Annotated in this window: 17 protein-coding genes; 13 read left to right on the top strand and 4 right to left on the bottom strand. The window is 69.5% G+C overall.

Translation table 11 applies throughout. The annotated features are described in order from the left end of the window. The first annotated feature begins 13 nt into the window (after positions 1-13). A complete protein-coding gene (locus tag ACAG20_RS12975) occupies positions 14-1714 on the top strand; it encodes an FAD-dependent oxidoreductase (protein ID WP_370492812.1) in 1701 nt (566 codons plus the stop codon). 26 nt (positions 1715-1740) lie between these two features. On the opposite strand, the gene ACAG20_RS12970 is transcribed toward ACAG20_RS12975, so the two are convergent. Then, entirely contained in the window at positions 1741-2856 is a 1116-nt protein-coding gene (locus ACAG20_RS12970; protein ID WP_370492811.1) for a citrate synthase 2, read from the bottom strand. An 86-nt stretch (positions 2857-2942) separates the two neighbouring features. Between ACAG20_RS12970 and pdxH the strand changes: the two genes are divergently transcribed. From pdxH to ACAG20_RS12930, 8 genes are all read left to right on the top strand, one after another. Beyond that, a complete protein-coding gene (gene pdxH, locus ACAG20_RS12965; protein ID WP_286167695.1) occupies positions 2943-3602 on the top strand; it encodes a pyridoxamine 5'-phosphate oxidase in 660 nt (219 codons plus the stop codon). Between the two features lie 16 nt (positions 3603-3618). Next, the gene (locus tag ACAG20_RS12960; RefSeq protein ID WP_370492810.1) at positions 3619-4890 is read left to right on the top strand and encodes an MFS transporter; all 1272 of its coding nucleotides are present in this window, start codon (positions 3619-3621) and stop codon (positions 4888-4890) included. Between the two features lie 110 nt (positions 4891-5000). Continuing rightward, a complete protein-coding gene (locus ACAG20_RS12955; RefSeq protein ID WP_112683440.1) occupies positions 5001-6296 on the top strand; it encodes a citrate synthase in 1296 nt (431 codons plus the stop codon). 5 nt (positions 6297-6301) lie between these two features. Beyond that, on the top strand, positions 6302-6670 hold the full coding sequence (locus ACAG20_RS12950) for an FKBP-type peptidyl-prolyl cis-trans isomerase (RefSeq protein WP_112683439.1): 369 nt from the start codon (positions 6302-6304) through the stop codon (positions 6668-6670). Then, complete coding sequence (locus tag ACAG20_RS12945; protein ID WP_370492809.1) at positions 6671-7144, top strand: BON domain-containing protein; 474 nt, start codon at positions 6671-6673, stop codon at positions 7142-7144. Between the two features lie 184 nt (positions 7145-7328). Further along, positions 7329-8315 carry an OmpA family protein gene (locus tag ACAG20_RS12940; protein WP_370492808.1) on the top strand — a complete coding sequence of 329 codons (987 nt, stop codon included), beginning with the start codon at positions 7329-7331 and terminating at the stop codon, positions 8313-8315. A gap of 12 nt (positions 8316-8327) precedes the next feature. Then, on the top strand, positions 8328-8480 hold the full coding sequence (locus tag ACAG20_RS12935; protein WP_165824875.1) for a hypothetical protein: 153 nt from the start codon (positions 8328-8330) through the stop codon (positions 8478-8480). Then, positions 8480-8824 (top strand): hypothetical protein, encoded by a 345-nt coding sequence (locus ACAG20_RS12930; protein WP_370492807.1) that lies wholly within the window; start codon positions 8480-8482, stop codon positions 8822-8824. The genes ACAG20_RS12935 and ACAG20_RS12930 overlap by 1 nt, the downstream gene beginning before the upstream one ends. Before the next feature lie 16 nt (positions 8825-8840). Here the strand turns inward: ACAG20_RS12930 and ACAG20_RS12925 are convergent, their stop codons facing one another. After that, entirely contained in the window at positions 8841-10175 is a 1335-nt protein-coding gene (locus tag ACAG20_RS12925) for a HAMP domain-containing sensor histidine kinase (RefSeq protein ID WP_112683468.1), read from the bottom strand. Positions 10176-10192: 17 nt separating this feature from the next. Continuing rightward, on the bottom strand, positions 10193-10903 hold the full coding sequence (gene prrA, locus ACAG20_RS12920) for a two-component system response regulator PrrA (protein WP_112683467.1): 711 nt from the start codon (positions 10901-10903) through the stop codon (positions 10193-10195). Positions 10904-11050: 147 nt separating this feature from the next. Here prrA and ACAG20_RS12915 point away from each other — a divergent pair, with 147 nt between their 5' ends. The 3 genes from ACAG20_RS12915 to ACAG20_RS12905 all read left to right on the top strand — a co-directional run bounded on the left by ACAG20_RS12915 (position 11051) and on the right by ACAG20_RS12905 (position 15508). Then, positions 11051-12769 carry an ABC transporter ATP-binding protein gene (locus ACAG20_RS12915; RefSeq protein ID WP_370492960.1) on the top strand — a complete coding sequence of 573 codons (1719 nt, stop codon included), beginning with the start codon at positions 11051-11053 and terminating at the stop codon, positions 12767-12769. Continuing rightward, positions 12766-14526 (top strand): ABC transporter ATP-binding protein, encoded by a 1761-nt coding sequence (locus ACAG20_RS12910; RefSeq protein WP_370492806.1) that lies wholly within the window; start codon positions 12766-12768, stop codon positions 14524-14526. Before ACAG20_RS12915 ends, ACAG20_RS12910 begins: the two co-directional genes overlap by 4 nt. Before the next feature lie 127 nt (positions 14527-14653). Beyond that, positions 14654-15508 (top strand): EamA family transporter, encoded by an 855-nt coding sequence (locus ACAG20_RS12905; RefSeq protein WP_370492805.1) that lies wholly within the window; start codon positions 14654-14656, stop codon positions 15506-15508. A gap of 5 nt (positions 15509-15513) precedes the next feature. On the opposite strand, the gene ACAG20_RS12900 is transcribed toward ACAG20_RS12905, so the two are convergent. After that, positions 15514-16992, bottom strand: a complete 1479-nt coding sequence (locus ACAG20_RS12900) for a carboxyl transferase domain-containing protein (protein WP_370492804.1) — start codon at positions 16990-16992, stop codon at positions 15514-15516. A gap of 28 nt (positions 16993-17020) precedes the next feature. Between ACAG20_RS12900 and ACAG20_RS12895 the strand changes: the two genes are divergently transcribed. Next, complete coding sequence (locus tag ACAG20_RS12895) at positions 17021-17752, top strand: enoyl-CoA hydratase (protein ID WP_370492803.1); 732 nt, start codon at positions 17021-17023, stop codon at positions 17750-17752. Positions 17753-17771: the final 19 nt, after the last annotated feature.

Raw genomic sequence — 17771 nt, 5'->3', positions numbered from 1 at the left:
AACCCGCCGCCTCATGCCGCACGTCATCAGCCAGGCATGCTGTAACGACGCATCCTGCGTCTTCGCCTGTCCGGTCTACTGCATCCACCCCAGCCCGGATGAACCGGACTTCGCCACCAGCGAGATGCTCTACATCGACCCGGACGCCTGCGTGGACTGCGGCGCCTGCATCCGGGCCTGCCCGGTCGACGCGATCTACCCCGATACGCAGCTGCCGGCGCAGCAGCTGCCGTTCATCGAGATCAACAAGTCGTACTACCCCAAGCGCCCCGAGGGCGTGAAGCTGCCGCCGACGTCCAAGCTGGCGCCGATCCTGCCGGCCGCCGAAGTGCACCGGCGCGGCAAGTATCCGCTGACGGTGGCCATCGTCGGCTCCGGGCCGGCCGCGATGTACGCCGCCGATGAACTGCTGACCCAGCCCGGTGTGCTGGTCAACGTGTTCGAGAAGCTGCCCACCCCCTACGGCCTGGTGCGCGCCGGGGTCGCTCCCGATCACCAGCACACCAAGCTGGCCACCAAGCTGTTCGACGAGATCTCCTGGCGGCGCGGCTTCAACTTCTTCCTCAACGTCGAGGTGGGCACCCACCTGCGCCATGCCGACCTGCTGGAGTATCACCACGCCGTGCTCTACGCCTCCGGTGCGCTGCACGACCGACGGTTGGAGATCGACGGCATGGGATTGCCCGGCACCGGCACCGCCACCGAGGTCGTCGGCTGGTACAACGGGCATCCGGAGTTCACCGACCTATCGGTCGACCTCGGCCACGAGCGGGTGGTGATCGTCGGCAACGGCAACGTGGCCCTCGACGTGGCCCGAATCCTCACCGCCGACCCCGACAAGCTGGCCGGCACCGACATCGCCGACAACGCACTGGCGGTGCTGCGCGGCTCCCGGGTGCACGAAGTGGTGATCGTCGCCCGCCGCGGCCCGATCGCCTCCGCGTTCACCCTGCCGGAACTGGTCGGGTTGACCCAGGCCGCCGAGGTGGTGCTCGACGCCGACGACCACGCCCGGGTGCGTAACGACCTGGCTGGCCTTTCCGGGGTGGGGGACGCTTCTACCCGGCAGAAGCTGGAGATCCTGACCAAACTCGGGGACGCGTCGGCTCCGATCACCAAGCCGCGCATCCGGTTCGCCTACCAGCTGACCCCAGCCCGGGTGCTCGGCGAAGAGCGGGCCACCGCAGTCGAATTCACCGTGACCGGAACCGGCGAGGTGCGTCGCCTGGAGGCCGGCCTGGTGCTGACCTCGATCGGCTACCACGGCACCCCGATCGCCGACCTGCCGTTCGACGACGCCGCCGGTGTGGTTCCCAACGAGGGCGGCCGGGTGGTCGACCCGGCCACCGGACAGCCGGTTCCGGGCGCGTATGTATCCGGGTGGATCAAGCGTGGCACCAATGGTTTCATCGGTACCAACAAGTCCGATTCGCTCAAGACGATCCAGAGCCTGGTCGCCGATTACAACGCCGGCCAGCTCAGCGAGCCGATCGGCGGCCCGCGGGCGGTCGCCCGGATGGTGCGCGCCCGCCGGCCCGAGGTGATCGACGCCGCCGGTTGGAAGGCCATCGACAAGGCGGAGATCGCCCGCGGTCAGGCGCAGAACCGGCCCCGGGTGAAGTTCACCCGGGTCCCGGACATGCTCGAGCAGGTCGAGGAATACTCCGACGTGCCGCTGCTGCAGAACCTGCTCAGCGCCTTGCGGCGCCGCTGAAACCCGGCGCGGACATCGCGTTCGGGTCAGGCCTTGACGAGCCGATCCCAGCCGGCCACCGACTCCGCGCCGCGCGGCCCCGGGCCGACGTAGATCGCCGATGGGCGCACCAGCTTGCCCAGCCGCTTCTGCTCCATGATGTGGGCGCACCAGCCCGCGGTACGCCCACAGGTGAACATCGCCGGCATCATCGCCGGGGGCACTTCGGCGAAGTCCAGGATCACCGCCGCCCAGAACTCCACGTTGGTCTCGATGGCCCGGTCCGGCCGGCGCTCCCGCAGCTCGTCCAGTGCCGCCTGCTCCAGGGCGGCGGCCACCTCGTAGCGGGGGGCGGCCAGCCGTTTGGCGGTGGCGCGTAGCACCCGGGCGCGCGGGTCCTCGGCGCGGTACACCCGGTGGCCGAAGCCCATCAACTTCTCTTTGCGGTCCAAGATGCCCTTGACCACCGCGCGGGCGTCCCCGGAGCGCTCCACATCTTCGATCATCGGGATCACCCGGGCCGGAGCGCCGCCGTGCAGCGGGCCGCTCATCGCACCGATCGCGCCGGACAGCGCCGCGCCGACGTCGGCGCCGGTGGAGGCGATCACCCGGGCGGTGAACGTCGAGGCGTTCATGCCGTGCTCGGCCGCGGACACCCAGTAGGCGTCGATGGCATCGATGTGGGCCGGGTCGGGCTCGCCGCGCCAGCGCGTCATGAACCGCTCGGTGATGGTGGCGCAGCCGTCGATGGTCTGCTGGGAGACCGGTGGCTGTGAGCCGCGCGCCGATTGGGCGACATAGGACAGCACCATCACCGCGGCGCGCGCCAGCTGATCGCGTGCGGTGGCGTCATCGGTGTCCAGCAGCGGCTGGAATCCCCACTGCGGGGCCAGCATCGCCACCCCGGCCTGGGCGTCGACGCGGACGTCGCCGGTGCGCACCGACAGTTCCAGCGGCTCAGCGGGTGCCAGGGGACGAGTGAAGTCGCCGTCGACCAGCAGCGCCCACACATCGCCGAAGCTGACCTTTCCGGCCAGGTCCTCGATGTCGACACCGCGGTAGCGCAGCGCGCCGCCGTCCTTGTCGGGTTCGGCGATCTCGGTGGTGAAGGCCACCGTGCCCTCCAGGCCGGCTACGAAATTCTCCGGGACTGCAGCACTCATGTGTGGCATTGTCCCACCCCGGCATCCGGCCGTTCCTACCGGCTGGTAACGCCGGCTGGACCGGAGCTGCGGCGTAGCGTTGGGCGGTGCACAGGACAGGCCCCGACAACGAGCACCTGGCGGCGATGCGAGTGGAATACCGGGAGAAGGACAACTGCGGCGACCTCGACGTCGACTGGCTCGAGGACGGCTGGCAGGTTTTGCTGCGCAACTGGATCGGCGACGCCGAACGCGCCGGCATCCCCGAGCCCAACGCCATGGTGTTGGCCACGGTCGAAGACGGCCGGCCGGCCAGCCGCTCGGTGCTGTGTAAGAACCTCGACGAGGACGGCGTCACCTTCTTCACCGACGACGGCTCGGACAAGGCCGCCCAGTTGGCGGCGACACCGTACGCGTCGGCGACGTTCCCCTGGTATCAACTGGGCCGCCAGGTCCATATCCGCGGCCGGGTCACCAAGACCGACGCAGCGATCCCGGCCGAATACTGGGTGAACCGGCCGCGGGCCTCGCAGCTGGGTTTCTGGGCGTCGCACCAGTCGCATCCGATCGCCTCGCGCGCGGCCCTGCTCGATCAGCTCGTGGAGGTGACCGCCCGATTCGCCGACACCGACGACGTTCCGGTCGCGCCCAGCTGGGCCGGCTATGTCATCGCGCCAGAGGTGGTGGAGTTCTGGCAGGGCCGAGAAGGCCGGCTGCACAACCGGATTCGGGTGAGCGGCGGACGCGTCGAGCGTCTGCAGCCGTGATCTCGGGTCCGCTGCGGTGAGGCTGTTCGCCGACACCACACCGCTGCGCAACCCGGATTTCCGGCGGCTGTGGCTGGCCGGGATTCCGACCGTCATCGGCGCGAACCTGACCATCTTCGCAGTCCCGGTCCAGATCTACGCGCTGACCGGCAGTTCGGCGTATGTCGGCTTGTCGGGTCTGTTCGCGCTGGTGCCGCTGGTGGTCTTCGGGCTCCTCGGCGGCGCCTGGGCCGACGCCATGGACCGCCGCAAGCTGCTGATCATCGCCTCCTGCGGGCTGGCGGCCGCGTCGCTGCTGCTCTGGGTGCAGGCGGTGCTGGGTGGCGACGTCTGGGTGGTGCTTTCGCTGCTGGCCGTGCAGCAGGGGTTCTACGCGGTCAATTCGCCCACCCGCGCCGCCGCCATTCCGCGGTTGGTGGCCGGCGGCGACCTACCGGCAGCCAACTCGCTGAACATGACCGTGATGCAGTTCGGGGCCATCGTCGGGCCCTTGCTGGCCGGGCTGCTGCTCGGCTGGGTGGACCTGCCCACGCTGTACCTGGTCGACGCTGTCACCTGTCTCTTCCCGATCTGGGCGACCTTTCGGCTGGCACCCATGCCGCCCGCCGGATCAACCGACGGCTCACGTTTCGGGTTGGCGGCGGTGCTGGACGGGTTCCGCTATCTGGCCGGCAACACCGTGGTGCTGATGTCGTTCGTGGTGGACCTGATCGCGATGGTGCTGGGACTGCCTCGGGCGCTGTTCCCGCAGATCGCCGCTGCGGACTTCGGCGGACCGGTCGACGGCGGCACCACGATGGCGCTGCTGGCCGCGGCGATGGCGGTCGGCGCGGTGGCCGGCGGGGTGTTCTCCGGATGGCTGCCGCGGATCAGCCGCCAGGGCCTGGCGATCGTCATCTCGATCGTGGTGTGGGGCGCGGCGATGGCCGGCTTCGGGCTGGCGGTCGCGCGGGCCGACGGGCATCCGGGTCCGGTGTTGTGGGTCGCGCTGGGCTTTCTGGCGGTCGGCGGCGCCGCGGACATGGTGTCGGCGGCGTTCCGCTCGACGATGCTGCAGCAGGTCGCCTCCGACGAGATCCGGGGGCGGTTGCAGGGGGTGTTCACCGTGATCGTGGCCGGTGGGCCGCGCCTCGCCGATGCCGTGCACGGGGCGGCCGGTGCGGTGGTGGGAACGGCCGCGGCCGCCGCCGGCGGTGGGGTGCTGGTAGTCATCGGAGTGCTGCTCGCCGCACTCGCGGCACCGGCCTTCATTCGCTATCACCGGCCGGGACCGGCACCGGCGCAATGACCGGTCCGTGATACTCGGCCCCGGGCGGGCGCTTCGCCCCGGAACCGACTACCTTTTCCTAGTACACGCTTCGATCGACTCGTCCGCCGAATAGTGCAAAGGGGTTCCCTGTGGCCGCAACCGACGACACCGCCACCCTGAAGTACCCGGGAGGCGAGCTAGAGCTGCCGATCGTCCACGCCACCGACGGGTCCGATGCGCTGGCCATCGGTTCGCTGCTCGCCAAGACCGGCTACACCACCTTCGATAACGGCTACGCCAACACCGCGCCGGTCAAGAGCGCCATCACCTATATCGACGGCGATGCCGGCATCCTGCGCTACCGCGGCTACCCGATCGAGCAGCTCGCCGAGAAGTCCACCTTCATCGAGGTCAGCTACCTGCTGATCTACGGGGAACTGCCCACTGCCGAACAGTTGGCGACCTTCACCGGCAAGATCCAGCGGCACACCATGCTGCACGAGGACCTGAAGCGGTTCTTCGATGGCTTCCCGCGCAATGCTCACCCGATGCCGGTGCTGTCCAGCGTGGTCAACGCGCTCTCCGCCTACTACCAGGACTCGCTGGACCCCTCCGATAACGAGCAGGTCGAGGTGTCGACCATCCGGCTGCTGGGCAAACTGCCCACCATCGCCGCCTACGCGTTCAAGAAGTCCGAGGGGCAGCCGTTCCTGTACCCGGACAACTCGCTTTCCCTGGTGGAGAACTTCCTGCGGATGACCTTCGGCCTGCCGGCCGAGCCCTACGAGGTCGACCCCGAGGTGGTGCGGGCACTCGACATGCTGTTCATCCTGCACGCCGACCACGAGCAGAACTGCTCGACGTCGACGGTGCGGCTGGTCGGCTCGTCGCGGGCCAACCTGTTCACCTCGATCTCCGGCGGCATCAACGCGTTGTGGGGGCCGCTGCACGGCGGCGCGAACCAGGCGGTGCTGGAGATGCTGGAGCAGATCCGTGACCAGCACGGCAACGTCGGCGACTTCGTCACGAAGGTCAAGAACCGCGAGGACGGCGTCAAGCTGATGGGCTTCGGCCACCGGGTCTACAAGAACTACGACCCCCGGGCGCGCATCGTCAAGGAGCAGGCCGACAAGATCCTCGGCAAGCTCGGCGGCGACGACGAACTGCTCAACATCGCCAAGGATCTCGAAGAGGCGGCGCTGACCGACGACTACTTCATCGAGCGCAAGCTCTACCCGAACGTCGACTTCTACACCGGCCTGATCTATCGGGCGATCGGCTTCCCGGCCCGGATGTTCACCGTGCTGTTCGCGCTGGGCCGGCTGCCGGGCTGGATCGCGCACTGGCGCGAGATGCACGACGAGGGCGACTCCAAGATCGGCCGGCCGCGTCAGCTCTACACCGGTGCCACCGAGCGCGACTACGTCACCATCGGCGGGCGGTAACCGCCGTGACGAAGCCGGGCAAACCGCAGATCACCGTTCCGGCCGGCCCGCCGCCGACCGAGTTGGTCATCTCCGACATCGTTGTCGGAAACGGGGCCGAGGCCGCTCCCGGCGCACTCGTCAACGTGCACTACCTCGGAGTCGACTACGACTCCGGCGCCGAGTTCGACAGCTCGTGGAACCGGGGGGAACCGCTGGAGTTTCCGCTTGACGGGCTCATCGCCGGCTGGCAGGACGGCATCCCGGGCATGAAGGTGGGCGGTCGGCGCCAATTGGTCATCCCGCCCGAGCTGGCCTACGGCCCGGCCGGCACCGGTCATCAACTCGCCGGCAAGACACTGGTGTTCATGATCGATCTGCTCGGCACCCGCTGAGTGCGCGGCTGGCTGGCGGCGGCGGCGCTCGGCGCGGTGCTGCTCGGCGCGACCGGTTGCGGGCTGCGGGGCGCTTCGCCGGAGGGCACTGATCCCGCCGCCGCAATACCGGTGCCGCTGTCGGTGATCCGCCAGGGCACCGAGATCACCCTGAGCGGTGACGTGCCGGATCCGGCGGCCAGACGGGCGTTGTTGGACGCCGTGATCACCTCGGCCGACGATGTCACCGTCGTCGATCGGCTCGGCGTGACGCCGGGCGCCGCGACACCGGATCTGGCCGCGTCGGCCCCGGTATTCGAAGCGGCGGCGGTGATCGGGGATTTCGCGTTGCACGCCGCCGGTGACAGCGTGACGCTGGCTGGCACCGCGGCCAAGCCGGGCGAGGCGGCCGCCGTCGAGGCCGCGGCCCGCGACGCCTGGCCGCGCGTCAACATCATCAACGAACTCACAATCGGCGCCCCCGGGACGCGCTGAGTCCGCAAAAATCGACTGAAGACCTCCGAGGGTCCTTCAGAGCTCCTACACTCGCGGTGTCCTGGGTACGAGGTGCTTTTTCGACCTTCGAGGAGGATCCATGCCGGGCCCCGAAAACCGGACCGCGACCGGCTGGCGAGCGAAATCGCGCTTTTACCGTCGACCACCCGGGCCCGGATGGTTGGTGGCCTTGGCGGCAATTCCGTTGCTACTGGCATTGATCGGACTGGCAGTGGCGGATCGAGGAAGAATCGGCATCACCGCGGGCGACGCCACCCTGCCCGAGGTCCCCGTGCCGTCGCTATCGATGCCGGCGGCACCGGAGCCGAATGCACCGGGAATATCGTTTGCCCCGTTGTCGATTCTGCGTAACGGCAATGTCATCACTCTCAACGGCGAGCTTCCCGACATCGCCACGCGAACCGGACTGATCGACATGCTCACCGGGTTGTACGGCAGCAGTGTGCAATTGGTGGACAACCTCAACATCAAACCGGGTGTCAAGGTGCCCGACGCCGCCGCCCTGGGCTCGGTATTCAAGGCCTCGGCGACCATGCCGGACTTCAAATTCAGGATCAGCGGTGGCACCGTCGCGCTGATCGGTACCGCCTCATCCGGTGCGGTCAGGTCAGCCGTCGAGGCGGCCGCGACCGCGGCCTGGCCAAATCTGGTGATCTCCAACAACATTCTGGTCCTGCCCGATGCACCGGAGGCTCCCACCCCGGCGGCTCCCAGCCGAGAGATCCCACGTCGCGAGGCCCCCAGCACGCCCGCAGCGCCCGGGTCACCGGCTCCTGCCCCAGCCGGTGACTGCGGCAACCTACAAGCCGACGTCACCGCGTTGATGGCCACGCCCGTCACCTTCGTGACCAACGGTTACGCCCTGTCGCCGGACACCCGCCGGCAACTGAGTCGGGTCGCGGAGACGCTCAAGGGTTGTCGCAGCGCCCAGGTGACGGTAAGCGGTTACACCGACAACACCGGCAACGACGGCATCAACGTGCCGTTGAGTACCGACCGGGCCAAATCGGTCGCCGATTTCCTTGTTGCCCAGGGTGTCCCGGCGAGCAGCGTCACCGCCAAAGGGTTCGGGTCGGCCGACCCGGTCGCCAGCAACGCGACACCGGACGGCCGCGCCCACAACCGTCGTGTCGCGATCACGGTTAGCTAAGGAGAATCTGCGATGGATTTCGTCATGCAGTGGCTGTGGTATCTGCTGGCATTCGTGGTGGGTTCGGCGATCGCCTGGTTACTGACGATCGTGTCGATCCGCCGCACCAGCCGGGAGGATGCCATCGCGGCCCTGCCCGGCTCGCCGGAGATGGGAGCCGACTGATGCACGGCGCTAATTGCTGGCTGATGGGCCTGTCATTTCTGCTGGGGTTGACACTGACATTCGCCTTCGCCATCCGGCGGGTCAAACGCGAGGTGCCGACGCCTCCAGCAGCCGGTGGTGCCGCCGTCGCGGCTAGGCCCTACGGCGACGGATCGGCGCGGGCGGGAGCGGGTGGTAGTGGGCCGGCCGGTTGGACCATCAAAGGCAACGAGGATTCGATGCTCTACCACGGCCCCGACAGCCCGTCCTATGAGGCGACGATCGCCGAGGTGTGGTTCAAGGACGAGCAGACCGCCGCGGCGGCCGGCTTCCAACGCTGGGACAGTCGGCGCGAACAGACCTGACGCCCCGGCGGGTGCGCTAGCGTGGCGGCGGCAGTCGCAGCACCAACCGCACCCCGCCCATCGGACTGTCCTCCAGGGTCGCTGTGCCGCCGTGCAGCCCGGCCTGCTGAGCCACCAGCGCCAGCCCGAGACCGGACCCGGAATGCGATGCCGTCGAACCGCGGGAGAACCGCTCGAACACCACCTGGCGCTCTTCTTCGGGAAGCCCGCTGCCGTTGTCGTCGATGGCGATCTCGACCCCGGCGCGCGAGGTGACCGCTGAGAGCTGCACCTGGGTGGCGCCGCCGTGCTTGACCGCGTTGGCGATCGCGTTGTCGACCGCCAGCCGCAACCCGGCCGGCAGCCCGACGATGATGCAGGTGGGTGACGGCGCCAGCGAGACGTTCAGGTCCGGGAAGACCCGCATCGCGTCGTGCGCCGCCCGGTCGAGCAGTTCGGTGATGTCGACCGGAACCTGATCGTCGGCCGTGGACAGTTCCCCCTGGGCCAGCCGCTCCAGGGCCGACAGGGTCGCCTCGATCCGCGACTGGGTGCGGACCACGTCGCTGAGGACTTCTTTGCGCTGGTCCTCGGGCAGGTCGAGCGTCGTCAGCACCTCGAGGTTGGTGCGCATGGCGGTCAGCGGCGTGCGCAGCTCATGCGAGGACACCGCGGCGAAGTCGCGCGCGGACGCCAACGCCTCTTTGGTGCGGTCCTGTTCGGTCCAGATCCGCTGCAGCATGCCGCGCATCGCTTCGGCGATCTCCACGGCCTCCCTGGCGCCACGCACCTCGATCTCCGGTCGTTCGTCACCGGCGTCGATCGACCGGGCCTGCTGGGCCAGCCGTCGCAACGGCCGTACCGCGAACGCCGCCAGCAGCCAGCCCAGCACCGCGGCCGCGCCGATCGCGAACGTGCACAGCAGCAGCACCCGGCGGTGCAGGTTGTTGGTGTCGGCGATGGTGGCCTCGTAGGTGGCGCCGACCGCCAGTGACCGCGGGCCCGGCCCGGGAATGTCGACGGTGCGCACCCGGTAGCGCACGCCGTCGATCTCGGTGTCGGCGTATCCCGCCTCCAGCTCGGGCAGCACCACCGCGGAGTTCGACGTCACCTCACCTGCCCGGCGCAGCGTGATCACGGCGTCGGTCCCACCGGCCGCGCGGGGCAGCTCACCCAGGCCGATGAGCGGGACCGTCAGGCCGGCCGCCTCGTCGAGCCGACGGTCCAGCCAGTACTTGCGGTCGTTGGTGATCCCGACCCACACGATGGCGCCGATGATGACCGTCACGATGGCGGTGCCGATGGCGGTCGCCAGCACCACCCGGGTGCGCAGCGACGGCGTTCGAGCGAAGATGCGCCGCAGCATGTTCATGACGTTCATCGTGGTCCTCACTGCGTGCGCAGGACGAATCCGACCCCGCGCACGGTGTGCAGCAGCCGTGGCGCGCCGCCGGCTTCCAGCTTGCGCCGCAGATAGCCGATGAACACGTCCACGACGTTGGTGTCGGCGGCGAAGTCATAGCCCCACACCAGCTCGAGAAGCTGGGCGCGGGAGAGCACCGCGGTCTTGTGCTCGGCGAGCACGGCCAACAGGTCGAACTCGCGTTTGGTCAGGTCCACGTCGACACCCTTGACTCGGGCGCGCCGGCCCGGGATGTCGACCTCCAGCGGGCCGACGGTGATGGTCTCCGACGACGAGCTGGCGGCCGACCCGCGCCGCCGCAGCATCGCCCGTACCCGGGCCACCAGCTCGGCGAGCACGAAGGGCTTGACCAGGTAGTCGTCGGCGCCGGCCTCCAGCCCGGCGACGCGGTCGTCGACCGAACTGCGCGCGGACAGCACGCAGACGGGCACGTCATCGCCCATCGCCCGCAGTGCCGTCACCACGCTGACGCCGTCGAGCACCGGCATGTTGATGTCGAGCACGATGGCGTCCGGGCGGGTCTCCTTGGCGCTGCGCAACGCTTCGGCGCCGTCGGCCGCCGTCGCCACTTCGAATCCGGACAGTCGCAGTCCGCGCTCCAGCGAGGCGAGCACATCGGAGTCGTCGTCGACCACCAGTACCCGGGGGGCGGCGGCAGCGTTGGCGGGATTGTTCATGGCCGCCATTTTGCCTGAACATTGCCATCAAGCGAGGGATGCGCCGCGGGTCGCCGCCTTCGATCTAAGGTCGATTGGGTGAAGCCGGCGTCCGCGTTGCGCAGCTTGGCGCCGTACCTGCGGCCCTACCGGGCGAGGTGGATCACCATGGTCACGGTGGCCGTCGTGGGTCTGGCTGCCACCGTGACGATCCCGCTGGTCACCAAGGCCGTCATCGACGGGCCGGTTGCCCACCGCGACCAGCCGGGACTGTGGGTGCTCGGGACGGCGGCCACCGCGCTCGGGGTCGGGGAGGCGGTGCTGTGGTTCGTGCGGCGCTGGCTGGTCGCGCACGCCACCATGGGCGTCGAAGCCGACCTTCGCAAGGACCTCTACGCCCGGCTGCAAATCCTGCCGATGACCTTCCACGGGCGCTGGCAGTCCGGGCAGCTGCTGTCGCGGATCATGAACGACCTGGCCACCATCCGCCGGTTTCTGGCATTCGTTCTGGTGTTCCTGGTGCTCAACACGTTGCAGATCGTCGCGGTGACGACCATCCTGCTGCTGCTGTACTGGCCGCTGGGCATGCTCGCCTGCGTGTCGATGGTGCCGGTGACGCTGACGGTGCAGCACTTCCGGCGCCAATACACCCGGCTGTCGCGGCGGGCGCAGGACCAGGCGGGCCAGCTGGCCACCGATGTCGAGGAATCGGCGGTGGGGCTGCGCACGATCAAGGCGTTCGGCCGCGAGGACCACGTGTTCGCCCGGTTCGACGCGCAGGCCGAGAGGCTGCGCGACCTGGGCGTCGACAAGGTGGTGGTGACGTCGAAGTTCTGGACGCTGCTGGAGGTGATCCCCAACCTCACGCTGATCGTGGTGCTGGCGGTCGGTGCGTACGCGGCCGGACACCACCAGGTCACGATGGGCACCCTGGTCGCCTTCATCACCTTGATGCTGTCGCTGGTCTGGCCGGTGTCGTCGTTGGGCTTTCTGCTGTCGGCCACCCAGGAGGCGATGACCGCGGCCGACCGGGTCACCGAGATCTTCGACGCGCCGATCGAGATCACCGACGGCGACGATCCGGTGCCGCCGTCCGGGCGACTGGAGCTGCGCGATGTCGGGTTCCGCTTCGGCGATTCGGGTCCCGACGGCTCGTGGGTGCTGCGCGGGGTCGATCTCACCGTCGAAGCCGGCGAGACCATCGCGCTGGTGGGCGCCACCGGATCCGGCAAGTCGGTGCTGGCGATGCTGCTGTCGCGGCTCTACGACGCCGATGAGGGGCAGATCCTGATCGGCGGGCGGGACATCCGTTCGCTGACGCTGGCCGCGTTGCGTTCGGCGGTGATCACCGCGTTCGACGACCCCACGCTGTTCTCCATGTCGGTGGCCGAGAACCTGCGGCTGGGTCGGCCCGAGGCGACCGACGCGGAGCTGGCCCGCGCCCTGGAGGTGGCGTCGGCGGGATTCGTTTATGACCTGCCGTGCGGCCTCGACACCCGCATCGGTGAACAGGGGATGAGCCTGTCGGGTGGGCAGCGTCAACGGCTGTCGCTGGCGCGGGCCCTGGTGGCCGCGCCGGCGGTCTTGGTGCTCGACGACACCCTGTCGGCACTGGATGTGCACACCGAGGCCGCCGTGACGGCGGCGTTGCGCCGGGTGCTGCGCGGCGCCGACGGTCGGCCGTCGATCACCGCGATCGTGGTCGCCAACCGGGCCTCGACCGTGGCGCTGGCCGACCGGGTGGCGTTGCTGGAGCACGGCAGGATCACAGCGGTCGGAACCCATGCCGAACTGCTGGCGACGGTGCCGCGGTACCGCTACCTGCTGGCCGCCGACGACGAGCTCGATGACGGCGCCGAGCACCTCGTCGAGTGGGCACGGCGGTGACGGCCGTCGCCGGCCGGGCCGCAGCGCGCGGCCTGCTGTGGTCGCTGCTGCGCCCCTACCGCGTCGCAGTCGTATTGCTGGCGTTGATCGTTGTGGTGGAAAACGCTGCCCGCCTTGCGGTTCCGATTCTGGCGCAGCGCGGTATCGACCGGGGAATCCCGCCCATCGCCGCCGACGGCTCGACGGCAGTGCTGACGGCGATCATCGCCGCGCTGGGTGCGGTGGTGCTCGTGCAGGCCGGCAGCCGCATGCTTTTCCTGCAGTGGTCGGGCAAGATCGGCCAGCGGGTGCTGCTGGAGCTACGGCGACGGGTGTTCCGGCACTTCCAGCGCCTCGACGTCGGCTTTCACGACCGCTACACCTCGGGGCGGGTGGTCAGCCGGCTGACCAACGACGTCGACGCGATCCAGGAGATGCTGCTGGGCGGGTTCGACAGCCTGGTCAGTGCCGTGCTGACGTTGGCCGGCACCGCGGTGCTGCTGGTCGTGCTGGACTGGCGGCTGGGCCTGATGTGTTTGGGCGCCTTCCCGGTGCTGGTGGCGTTGCTGCGCTGGTTTCGGGCCGAGTCGTCGAAGACCTATACCGCGGTGCGCGAACACGCCGCGCGGGTGATCGTGCAGTTCGTCGAGACCATGACCGGTATCAGGGCGGTGCAGGCCTACCGGCGCGAAGTACGCAACGCCGAACTGTTCGCCGGAGTCGCCGACCGCTACCGCGCCGTCAATGAGAAGGCGTTCAAACTGGTCGCCGTCTTCTCGCCCGGTGTCAAACTGGTCGGCAACCTCACCACCGGGATGGTGGTGCTCTACGGCGGCTGGCGAGTCCTGCACGGGCACATGACGATCGGGACGTTCACCGCGTTCCTGCTCTACCTGCGGATGTTCTTCGACCCGATGCAGGAGATCACCCAATTCCTCAACACCTTCCAGTCGGCGACCGCGGCGCTGGAGAAGCTGGCCGCGGTGCTCGCCGAGAAACCCGGAGTAGCCGACCCCGACGCTCCGGTCACCCTCGCAGAGGTGCGCGGCGAGATCGCCTTGCGCGACGTGTGTTTCGGCTACCGGGCCGATGCGCCGGTGCTGGACGGACTGTCGTTGAGCATCCCGGCCGGCCAGACGGTGGCGCTGGTCGGCAGCACCGGTGCGGGCAAGACCACCATCGCCAAGCTGATCGCCCGGTTCCACGACCCGGCAGCGGGCTCGGTGACGCTCGACGGTGTCGACCTGCGTGATCTCACGCAGGCGGAGCTGCGCCGGCACGTGGTGATGGTGACCCAGGAGAACTTCTTGTTCTCCGGGACGCTCGCCGACAACATCCGGTTCGGCCGTCCCGAGGCGACCGACGCCGAGGTGGTCGCCGCCGCGGCCGGCGTGGGCGCCGCGGCGTTCATCGCCGCCCTGCCGGACGGCTATGACACCGACGTGGCCAAGCGCGGCGGACGGCTGTCGGCGGGCCAGCGTCAGCTGGTCGCATTCGCGCGAGCGTTTCTCGCCGATCCGGCGGTGCTGATTCTGGACGAGGCGACCTCGGCGCTGGACATTCCCGGCGAGCGGATGGTGCAACAGGCGCTGCGCACGGTGTTGGCCCGGCGGACCGCGCTGGTGATCGCCCACCGGCTCTCCACCGTCGAGATCGCCGACCGGGTGCTGGTGATCGAGGACGGCACCGTCGTCGAAGACGGGCCACCGGCCGATCTGATCCGTGCCGGGGGGCATTACGCCGCCTTGCATGACGCCTGGCGGCGCTCGTTGGCTTAAGCGCAGCCGAATTCTAATGAAACGGCGTGCAAACGCCCTGTTGGCGGCGGTCAGAGCCGCGGGTCGGACACCGCTGCGCGCTTACACTTCTCGCCGTGATGGACACATCTGACGCCAAGGTTGCGGGGTGATCGGCTCGCCGGCCGCCCAGGGGCTGGCGTTGGCGTCAGCCACCAGTTTCGGGATCAGCGACTTCGTCGGCGGCGTCGCGTCGCGCCGGGTCGCCGCACTGCGGGTGGTGCTGGTGTCCACCCCGGTCTCGATGGTGATGCTGGGAGCGCTCGCGATGATCGGCGGCGGCCACATCACGCCGGGCGCCGTCATGCTCGGCGCGCTCGGCGGGCTCAGCCAGGCCCTGGGTATCTGGTGGTTCTACGCGGCGATGGCGGCCGGCCCGATCTCGGTGGTCTCGCCGCTGGCGGCGGTGGTGGATGCCAGTGTGCCGGTGTGCATCGGACGGGTGCTGGGGGAGCGGCCCGGCATGCTCGCCAGTGCGGGCATCGCGGTGGCGTTGGGTGCGGTGGTGTTGATCAGCTGGCACTCCGGCGACGACGGCGTCCACCGTCCGGGCCTCACCCGCGGCGTGCTCTGGCTGACGGTCGCCTCGGGGGTGGCTTTGGGGCTGAACTTCGTCTTCTTGGATCGCACTCCGTCGGATTCCGGGCTGTGGCCGTTGTTGTTCGCACGTGGTGCGGCCACCATCTTGGTGATCGTGGTGGCGGCGACCAGCCGTAATCTACGGGTGCCGACGGGGACGCCGCTGCGGCTGGCGTTCCTGATCGCGCTGCTCGACACTGCCGCCAACGTCACCATGCTGTTCGCCTTGAAGCACGCACTGTTGTCATTGGCCAGCGTGCTGATTTCGCTGTACCCGGCTGCCACCGTGATCCTGGCGGTCCTCCTACTGGGGGAGCGGGTGCGGCTCCGACAGGTGATGGGAATGGCGCTGGCGGGAATCGCCGTGGCGATGATCACCGGCTAGTGCCCTCAGCCCGGCAGCCCGATCCGGCGGTAGCGCTGTAGGCGGGCTGCCATCCGCTGCTCGGCCGGCACTCGCCGCAACGCGTCGAGTGCCCCGGCGATGGCCCGCGACATCCGTTTGGCGAAGTCGATCGGCTCGTCGGCGGCATCTGGCCGCTCGGCCACGATTACGTCGACGATCCCGTGCGCTTTCAGATCCGCCGAGCGGATGCCCTGTGCGGCCGAGAGCTCCGGGGCGTGCTCGGTATCGCGGAAGACGATGGCGCTGGCGCCCTCCGGGGGTAGCGGTGCCAGCCAGCCGTGCGTCGCCGCCAGCACCCGATCCGCCGGCACCATCGCCAACGCGGGCCCGCCGCTGCCCTGACCGAGCAGCACCGACACCGTCGGCACCCGCAGCGTGACCAGCTCTGCCAGGCACGCCGCGATCTGGCCTGCCAGCCCGCCCTGCTCGGCATCCACCGACAACGCGGGCCCCGGGGTGTCGATGGCCAGCACCAGCGGCAGTTGCAAGTCGTCGGCCAACGCCATGCCGCGCCGGGCGTCGCGCAGCGCGATCGGGTCGGTGAGCCGGTCCGGGCCCCGCCGCTGCCCCAGTACCACGGCGGGCTGACCGCCGAAACGGGCCAGCGCCAGCAGCATGGTGGCGCCCCGCTCGGCGCTTCCCGTGCCCGACAAGAACACCTGTTCGGTGGCGCCGTGTCGCAGCAAAAAACCGACGCCGGGCCGATCCGGGCGGCGCGACGCGCACACCGAGTCCCAGGCCGGCAGATCGGGTATCGGCTCGCAGGCCGGGCTCGCGGGTGGCGCCGGGGGTTCGTCGAGCATCACCTTCAACGCCCGGGCGCAGGTGCGCCGCAGCCACTTCACCGGGATCACGCCGTCGATCACGCCGTGGGCCTGAAGGTTCTCGGCGGTCTGGATGTCAGGCGGGAACGGTGCGCCGTAGAGCTGTTCGTAGACCCGCGGACCCAGGAAGCCCACCAGCGCCCCCGGCTCGGCGAGCGTGATGTGCCCGAGTGAGCCCCAGGAGGCGAACACCCCACCGGTGGTGGGGTGGCGCAGGTAGACCAGGTAGGGCAGGTGGGCGCGTTTGTGCAGCTCGATGGCGGCGGCGATCTTGACCATCTGCAGGAAGGCGACGGTGCCCTCCTGCATCCGGGTGCCGCCCGAGCTCGGAGAGGCCAGCAGCGGCAGCCGCTGGGCCGTGGCCCGCTCGATCGCGGTGGTGATCCGCTCGGCGGCCGCCACCCCGATCGAGCCGGCCAGGAAGTCGAAGTCGCTGGCGATCACCGCGACCCGGCGCCCGCCCACCCGGCCCTCGCCGGTGATGACCGCCTCGTCGCGGCCGGTGGCGGCCCGGGCGGCGGCCAGTTCGGCGGCGTAATCGTCGCTGACCGGCAATGCCAGCGGCTCGTCATCCCAGCTGATGAACGAGCCGTGGTCCAATACCGCGTCCCGTAGTTCATCGGCCCCGATCCTGCTCACACCACGAGCCTAATTAGGCTGGTGCGTCATGATCGGTGTTACCCGCGACGAAGCCGTCACCACGATCGAGCTGCAACGTCCCGAACGGCGCAACGCGCTGAACTCCCAGCTTGTCACCGAACTGCGGGAGGCGATCGTCGACGCCGCCAGCCACGACGTCCGCGCGATCGTGCTGACCGGGCAGGGCAGCGTGTTCTGTGCCGGCGCGGATCTGTCCGGCGATGCGTTCGCCGCCGACTACCCCGACAAGCTGCGCGCCCTGCACCAGAGCATCGGCGACGTCCCGCTGCCGGTGATCGGCGCGATCAACGGCGCCGCGATCGGTGCCGGTCTGCAACTGGCGATGGTCTGCGACCTGCGGGTGGTGGCCCCCGAGGCGTTCTTCCAGTTCCCGGTCGCCAAGTACGGCCTGGCACTGGACAACTGGAGCATCCGTCGGCTGACCTCATTGGTCGGCTACGGGCGGGCCCGGGCGATGATGCTCACCGCGGAGAAGCTGCCCGCCGACGTGGCGCTGCTGACCGGCATGGCCAACCGGCTGGGCACCGTTGCCGACGCGCAGGCCTGGGCGCAGGAGATCGCCGGGCTGGCGCCGCTCGCCCTGCAGCACGCCAAGCGGGTGCTCAACGATGACGGCGCCTACCAGGAACAGACGCCGGAGCACAAGGAACTGTTCGACCGGGCCTGGGCCAGCCAGGACGTGGTCGAGGCGCAGCTGGCCCGCATCGAGAAGCGGCCGCCGAAGTTCCAGGGCGCCTGACCGGAGCCCGCGGTGAGCG

The organism is Mycobacterium sp. pW045, assembly GCF_041287085.1.
GTDB lineage: Bacteria > Actinomycetota > Actinomycetes > Mycobacteriales > Mycobacteriaceae > Mycobacterium > Mycobacterium algericum_A.
The sequence above is the reverse complement of the archived record's forward strand: the minus strand, read 5'-3'. Positions and strand labels throughout refer to the sequence as shown.

Excerpts from the sequence above, each read along its gene's own strand:
- ACAG20_RS12975 (WP_370492812.1), top strand. The coding sequence starts at position 14 with ATGCCGCACGTCATCAGCCAGGCATGCTGTAACGACGCATCCTGCGTC.
- ACAG20_RS12970 (WP_370492811.1), bottom strand. The coding sequence starts at position 2,856 with ATGAGTGCTGCAGTCCCGGAGAATTTCGTAGCCGGCCTGGAGGGCACG.
- ACAG20_RS12935 (WP_165824875.1), top strand. The coding sequence starts at position 8,328 with ATGGATTTCGTCATGCAGTGGCTGTGGTATCTGCTGGCATTCGTGGTG.
- ACAG20_RS12930 (WP_370492807.1), top strand. The coding sequence starts at position 8,480 with ATGCACGGCGCTAATTGCTGGCTGATGGGCCTGTCATTTCTGCTGGGG.
- ACAG20_RS12925 (WP_112683468.1), bottom strand. The coding sequence starts at position 10,175 with ATGAACATGCTGCGGCGCATCTTCGCTCGAACGCCGTCGCTGCGCACC.
- prrA (WP_112683467.1), bottom strand. The coding sequence starts at position 10,903 with ATGAACAATCCCGCCAACGCTGCCGCCGCCCCCCGGGTACTGGTGGTC.
- ACAG20_RS12915 (WP_370492960.1), top strand. The coding sequence starts at position 11,051 with ATGGTCACGGTGGCCGTCGTGGGTCTGGCTGCCACCGTGACGATCCCG.
- ACAG20_RS12895 (WP_370492803.1), top strand. The coding sequence starts at position 17,021 with ATGATCGGTGTTACCCGCGACGAAGCCGTCACCACGATCGAGCTGCAA.